Source organism: Alphaproteobacteria bacterium (genome assembly GCA_016722515.1).
In the GTDB taxonomy this organism is placed as follows: Bacteria; Pseudomonadota; Alphaproteobacteria; order Rickettsiales; family JADKJE01; genus JADKJE01.
This window is the reverse complement of sequence record JADKJE010000013.1, coordinates 24,822-31,754: the sequence shown is the minus strand read 5'-3', so window position 1 is coordinate 31,754 and position 6,933 is coordinate 24,822. Positions and strand designations below refer to the sequence as shown.

Genomic DNA, 6,933 nt, shown 5'->3' with positions numbered 1-6,933 from the left:
CAAAACTAGAAAAAGCTACATTCCTACAGTTATGTCAGGGGTTTGAGATCCTAAATAAAGCTGAACGGCTCGATTCGCAATTGTCGACTGAGAACGTGTCAGTAAAGATCGGCACAATGGCAATTTCTGAGGGCACCCCGTGATAGATCACCAGTATTGTAAAACTAGTCCCATAGATTAGAGCTCACTATGCAGGTCTACCCGTACCTATCCCCTCCTGATGTTGCGCCAATGTGCGCCCACGATGCGGCTTGTGCTCTCACTGGCCAGGGGCGGGGGGATGCCGACCGACCACTTAGCCGCCCACCCTTCACAGCGTATATGAACCACTTCTGGCCCACGAAATATTTTTTATTACGTGTCCCGTAACCCTTATGACAGACTCATTCCCCATCATCATTTACAAAATGCTCTGCTGCAAAAAGCAAGTAGCCGTTTCCGGCAGACAGCCGCTACCGTCACAGAAAGTTCCGTGTCCATTCTGCCACAAGAAAGCGAAGTGTAGCCGTATTACTCCAAGACGGAGAATCCTAGGGTGAATAATCCGCGCAAAAAACCACGACCAATCACCTGGCCAGTTACTGAGTACGAGCCCATCCAGTATCTCTGGTCTTATGACGCGACGCTTGAACAACCACCACTCAATGTAAAACTAAATCCGCGAGTAATAACTATCAACGGAATGCAGTGGCAAGCGAGGAGCGACTGTAAGTATCGGTTCGATTACTACAGACTCATGGATGATGCGATCCGCTTCAATGGCTACAACGATATTCAGCGGAAAAAGTTTCCATTAGAAAACGAAATCAACCTCTGGCGTAATGTTATTCAGCAAGACTTGTGGTTCTTCGTGTATTTTGTAATGAAGAATCCGCTAGCGAACCATCCATTTATTGTTGAGGCCTGTAAGGAGATTCAAAACACCACTGAGGACACGCTTCAGGTCTGGGCGCGTGACCACTTAAAGACTTCTATTATTAGCGTGGCTAGAACTTGCCAGAAAATTCTCAATAATCCAGAGAAGAGAATTGGAATTTTTTCAGCGGTGCGACCGTTGGCTGTGAAAATTCAGAATCAGATTAAGCAACTCCTAGAGACTGACTTCCTTATTCGCAGCTTCCCGGACATTTTGTATGTGGACCCATACAAAGAGGCGGAAAAATGGACCGAAGCGCCAGAGGGCGGCTTAATAGTGAAGAGAAAGGGAAGTTACCACGAGCCAACGGTTAGTTCCTGGGGACTAATTGAAGGTATGCCCACGGGCGATCACTATACTGACATGATTTTTGACGACATTGTGACCAATGACCACCAGACTCCAGAAATTATTCAGAAGATTAAAGACAATTTTGAAATGGCTGGCAACATTGGCACTAGAGATTGCCAGACAACTGTGATTGGCACGTTCTACCGCCACGATGACCCGCTTGTTCACATTATGGAGAAGACCGATCCGGCTACTGGCTTGAGACTTTTTAAGACAGTTAAGAAAACAGCAACAGAGGACGGAAGTTTTCGCGGGGCGTCGGTGTTCTTACCGGAAAAAACTCTAGCGAAAAAGAGAGCGGGTAAGATTTACTTTTTCTTTTGCCAGCAACTACTCGACCCAACGCCAAGAGGTCAGGAGAAGTTGAATAAAGATCACTTAATTCTCTGCAAACGCTCGGACCTACCTGAGCGATTGTATAAATTCATGCTTGTTGACGGTTCTGGAGATGCGGGCCGGAGGCATGACAGGGCGGCAGATGCCTGGGCGCTTGGCGTTATTGGGGTTGAGCCGTATAGGGACAGAGACGGGAGTAATAACATTTATATTCTCGACCTAAAGATAGCCGAGATGGACTTAGTGACGGCTCAGAATGCAGTGGTTGAGATGTACTGTAGGAACGGTAGGATTCTGAAGCTTGGCGTTGAAAAAGTTGGCATGAGCACCACTGAGATTCACATCGCGGCTGCTTTAAGGGCTAGGAATAGGCATGTGTCAGTGGATATTGGGAACCTGCAGATTTTAAATCCAGCAAAGAGATCCAAGGAGTACCGAATCGAAAGCGCATTGTCTTGGCCGCTAAAGAACGGTAAAATTCACATTCTGGAATCCATTAATAGAGCGAGTCGTGATAGACTAGGCATGGAGATGGAGAAGTTCCCGGCCTGGCACGATGACGGCCTTGACATGCTAAGCTACGTGTACGACATCATAAAGACATACAGATTCGGTGCTAACCCCCATGATGAAAGCAAGCCAAAAGAAGACAGGTGGGAAAGGGCAGAGCGGCGACAATCGGAAAAGAAAGCAGCGCGGCACGGCTGGATTGCGGTTTAGTATTTGCTTAGTATTTGCGTCGCTAAAAAGGCTACGCGAGTGGGCTACAGTTCCCCTCGACCTTACGGGATTGGTTGGTAAATGATAAAGAAGCTCCAAACCACCACCAAAGGGCCAGATGGCCATTACCATATTGTCTATACTAACTCTGAAACTGGCGTTGGGGCCTGTAGTCCTGGGCCAGATGGCCATACGCATGAGCTAATGTACGATCCAGCCAGGGAGCCGGTAGAGCCCAGCCCTGCTATTCCACCTCAGATTGACCCAATGACAGGGCAACCAGCAATGGTGCCAGACCCGCAGACAGGCCAGATGGTGCCAGACCAGGGGCAGCCAGCCAATCCGGGCGACCCTGGAAAGCCAGTTGGAACCTGGATTGTTGTGCCGAATCAGCCTCTTACGCCAGCTCCGGGGGCGCAGCAAAGTGGCACAGAGGTACACGATCATGAACTAACTGAGTATAAGACAAAGCCAAAAGAGGATAAGAGGCCTGAGAAGGAAATTCTGGATGAGTGCCTGAGCCTCTGGAGAGAGGCGCTTGAGCTAACGGCTGACAGCAGGAAAAGGGGCGCAGAGGCTAAGGCGTTCGTGAAGGGCGACCAGTGGGATGCTGACGTAAAGAGAAAGCTTGAAGGTCAGGATAGGGCGGCGCTAACGATTAACGAGATTGCGCCTAACTTCAACACGCTTGTTGGCTACCAGATGGAGAATCGTACCGACATACGATACTTGCCACAAGAGAATGGCGACCAGCGCGTTGCTGACATGCTAAATGTCGTGACAAAGAAAGTACTGGACAAGTGTTATTTCCCAAGGGAAGAAACGAAAGTATTTAAAGATCAGATAACAACTGGCTTTGGTGATTTTCATGTCGGGATGAACTTCCAGGATAATATTCAAGGGGAATTGTTCGTGGAGCGGTTCCCCTGGAGCGACATCCATTATGGGCCGCATGAGAAAGAGGACTTGTCCGACTGCGAGCATGAAACACGCAGCAGGATGCAGTCTATTGCGAAAATTAAGCAGCTACACGGCGCAAAGGCTGACAAGATTGAAGAGAGCTACAAGTCTTACGCTGGACAGTACCCAGACATTAACGATCCGAAAATTAACGGCACTAATATGGATTATAGTGCCGCTAAGAAGCTAGATGACCAGCCATACACGGTTGACGGCACGTTCCCGCTAGTTGATGTGCAGAAAAAACAGTTTAGGTACGTTCAGACCACGAAAAAAACATACGTGCCTGTTACTGTTGTTTTTAATGACTCGGAAGAATTTTTCCTCACGGCTTACGACTGGAAAGAGGAAGACATTGCCCTAGCGGGGACATTGCCAGGGTTTCAGGTGATTTCTCAGCTAAAAACTAGAATGGCGGTGACTCGATGGTGTGGCTCTGTGATCTTGTCGCATGAGGAGCCAGCAGATTTACCAATTCATGATTTTTTCACGGTTCCGGTCTACGCGCACAGAGAAGAAGGCGAGTATTGGGGAATTATAGAGGCGGCGAAAGATCCGCAGCGCGAATTAAATAAGCGCCGTAGTCAGATGATGGACACAATGAACCGCCTTGGTGCTTCAGTGATTTACACTGAACCGGATATGTTCGCAGAGAGCAATGGCGAGGAGAAATTCAAAAAGAATCGAAGTAAGCCTGGAAGCATTCATAAGCTAACAAACCTTGAGCGAAAACCAATAATGGAGAACGGGGCAGATGTCCCTGTGGCCCTGATTCAGATAATGGAGCTCGACCAGGCGAATTTACAGCGCCTAATGAATATTGTGGTGAAGGAACCTGGAGCAAATACTTCTGGTGCTGCGATTTCTGAAGAGAAGAAGGAAGACTCACAGGGAATCAATTCTTATTTGACAATCTTGCATTTGCAAAACAAAAACTTGGAATATTAATCTTAGTACTCATTCAGCGGTATTATACGCCAGAGAGAATGCTTAGAATGCTAAACTCTCAGAATGCAAAGTCACCTTTTCAGGTAGCTGGTCAGGATTATAGCCAATACTCGCAGGATGAGATTTTAGAGCTACTAGAGACAAGCGACTTGCTTGAGTATGACGTAATTGTTGCCGACTCTGCGTTTGCGCCAAGCACAAGACTTGCAATTGCCCAGATGCTTCTTGACCTTATGAGTAAGGGTGCTCAGGTGCCGCCAGGGCTACCATTTAAGTTCCTGGATATGCCAGCAGACCTCAAGAAAGATATTACGGATCAACTGGATGCCCAGAGTCAACAACAGGCTCAGGCACAGTCAGAAACTAGCAATACTGAGATTAAGAAAACACTTCTTGCTAAAGGTCAATACACAGTTAGCCCAGAAGAGGCGCAACAGATGGGGCTTGTGCCCGCTAATCAGCCATTGCAAGAAACGCCGAATACGGCCAATAATAATACAGATATCCCGGACACCACGTATGCTGACAATCTAGCCAGTAGCCTTGCGGGATAATAGGAGAGTAATGGAACGGAAACCAGATGCAACCGAGACTGAAACAGTAGTATTGGACCAGCCGAATACTCAGGATTTACCTGATGACGGGCTAGTTGATGTTCATGAAGCTGATATTGAAAGTCTTGATGCGGCACTGAAGAATGCTGTAGCGCAGGAATCGGGGGAGGCCGAGGCCGCCCCGACTGAAGAGGCCCCCGCTACGGATAAGCCAGAAGTTACTCAGGCTGCACCAGCAGCAAAAGCGGATACCTCGAAGCCGGTTCCTGCAACTGAAACTGCCACGGCAGCACCCTCAGCGGCAAAGACCCCGGAAGAAATCCAGGCTATCCAGGCTGAAAACCAACGACTCAAAGAACAGAGGGACCAAAAGGAACTCTTTATTCAGCGTCGTAGCACAGAGTTGGGAGCACTAAGACAGCAGTTAGCCGCAAGGACCACCGAACTGCAAACTCTTAAGATGCAACTCGAAAACGGACTGGAAGAAAAGTTTAGGGAGAATCCGCTTCAGGCAAGTAAAGATCAGAAAACACTGGAGCAGATTGACACTGAACTTGAAGGCATTAAGGGCAAGGGCTCAAGGGCTCAGCATATCGTGGAAGCACAGACGTTTTTTGTTAAGAACGTCGACACTGAAAAAGTAAGCCTTGATGATATGGCTGAGGTATTAAAGGCCGATGGCGTTGATGAGCAGTATATTGCTGCATTTAAGGCTAACCCCTGGGAGTGGACAACCCCAGAGGCATTAGTGCAGATGGGCAAAAGAGCGGAGGATAGGAAAGAATTCGCCACCGCTGATACAGATCGCCGCACCCTTGCTAAGTATGTTCTGCACTTAAAAGCTGAACTTGAGAAGGCCCAGAAAAAGCCCGCTCAGGTAATGGCTCAGGTGCAACGCAACTTAAACCGCCCAGCACCACTTACCGCCAGTCAGTCAGCGAGTCCAAAAACTGTTAGAGACTTAGATCCTACCCGGATGACAAACGCCGAGTTGGACCTAGCCTTAAAACAGGCCATGCGCCACTAGCTACGGGTCTGAACAAAGGGTTCCTTTGAATTAATTTTTAAGGGAACTTTTATGGCAAAGACTACATTTTCAACTTCCAACGCTCTCACGAAGAAGCTGTGGGAAGAAAAGCTATTTCGCGACGTAGAGATCGACAGTTATTTCGTCTCGCGTTTTATGTCAGAGGGCTCAAATAGCCCTGTGATGGTTGATACTAACCTTACTAAAGAGAAGGGCGATCAGGTAACTTTCGGCATCGTCAGCAATTTTACTGGTGATGGCGTTACTTCAGGCCAGGTGCTTGAAGGAAACGAAGAAGGATTAATCAGCTACGACTATTCAATTCTTCTTGAGAGATACCGACACGGCACACGCAGCAAGGGTCAGCTTGATGAACAGAGAGCAATGTTCTCTATTCCTGACGTATCTCGTGAAAAGCTCAAAATCTGGGGCGCGGAGAAAATTGACAAGCTCCATATTGCAGCATTGCTAGCATCATTCACGAAGATTCTTTATCGCGACGGCGTTGCCGGTGCTCCAGCTGGAACAGCAACCGCAGCAACCGCTAAAACTGCACTAACCGCAGCCAATAGCCGATTGACTCCGAATTTTATTTCGGTGCTTCGCGCTTGGGCAAAAACTGGTGGAGCAGGATCAACGTACAGAATTCGTCCAGTGAGAATCGAAGGTGGAGACTTGTATATCCTCCTCGTACCACCGGCTGTTATGTACGACTTAAGAACTGACTCGACATTCCAGTCAGCCATGAAGGATGCCAGAGAGCGTAGCAAAGACAATCCGTTATTCAGAGGTGCCGTAGCAATCTGGGATGATGTTGTTATCCATGAGACTGAGCGTATCAGCTTGTTCACTGACGGCGGTGGCGCTTCGGTAACTGGCGCGTTCTGCGCGTTCATGGGAGCTCAGGCTCTTGTTTGGGCATGGGGTCAGCGACCAAAAACAGTCCAGGATACTTTCGATTACGAGGAAGAGACTGGCTGGGCATGGAACATGACCGCAAAAGCCGGAAAGCCAAAATTCAACAGCAAGGATTATGGTGTTGTCGGCGTATGCTTGGCTGCCACCAACGTAACTGGACTGTAATTTAACAGGGGGCGAATAGCCCCCATATAATTTTTCTT

General features: G+C 48.2%; 5 protein-coding genes. All 5 read left to right on the top strand.

What is annotated here, in order from left to right; all coding sequences use genetic code 11:
- Positions 1–535 precede the first annotated feature (535 nt).
- The 5 genes from IPP74_14930 to IPP74_14910 all read left to right on the top strand — a co-directional run bounded on the left by IPP74_14930 (position 536) and on the right by IPP74_14910 (position 6,895).
- Positions 536–2,323, top strand: a complete 1,788-nt coding sequence (locus tag IPP74_14930) for a hypothetical protein (GenBank protein MBL0320568.1) — start codon at positions 536–538, stop codon at positions 2,321–2,323.
- An 81-nt stretch (positions 2,324–2,404) separates the two neighbouring features.
- The gene (locus tag IPP74_14925) at positions 2,405–4,231 is read left to right on the top strand and encodes a hypothetical protein (protein MBL0320567.1); all 1,827 of its coding nucleotides are present in this window, start codon (positions 2,405–2,407) and stop codon (positions 4,229–4,231) included.
- A gap of 47 nt (positions 4,232–4,278) precedes the next feature.
- A complete protein-coding gene (locus IPP74_14920) occupies positions 4,279–4,785 on the top strand; it encodes a hypothetical protein (GenBank protein MBL0320566.1) in 507 nt (168 codons plus the stop codon).
- A gap of 10 nt (positions 4,786–4,795) precedes the next feature.
- Entirely contained in the window at positions 4,796–5,812 is a 1,017-nt protein-coding gene (locus tag IPP74_14915) for a hypothetical protein (protein MBL0320565.1), read from the top strand.
- Between the two features lie 51 nt (positions 5,813–5,863).
- Positions 5,864–6,895 (top strand): N4-gp56 family major capsid protein, encoded by a 1,032-nt coding sequence (locus IPP74_14910; protein ID MBL0320564.1) that lies wholly within the window; start codon positions 5,864–5,866, stop codon positions 6,893–6,895.
- Positions 6,896–6,933 lie beyond the last annotated feature (38 nt).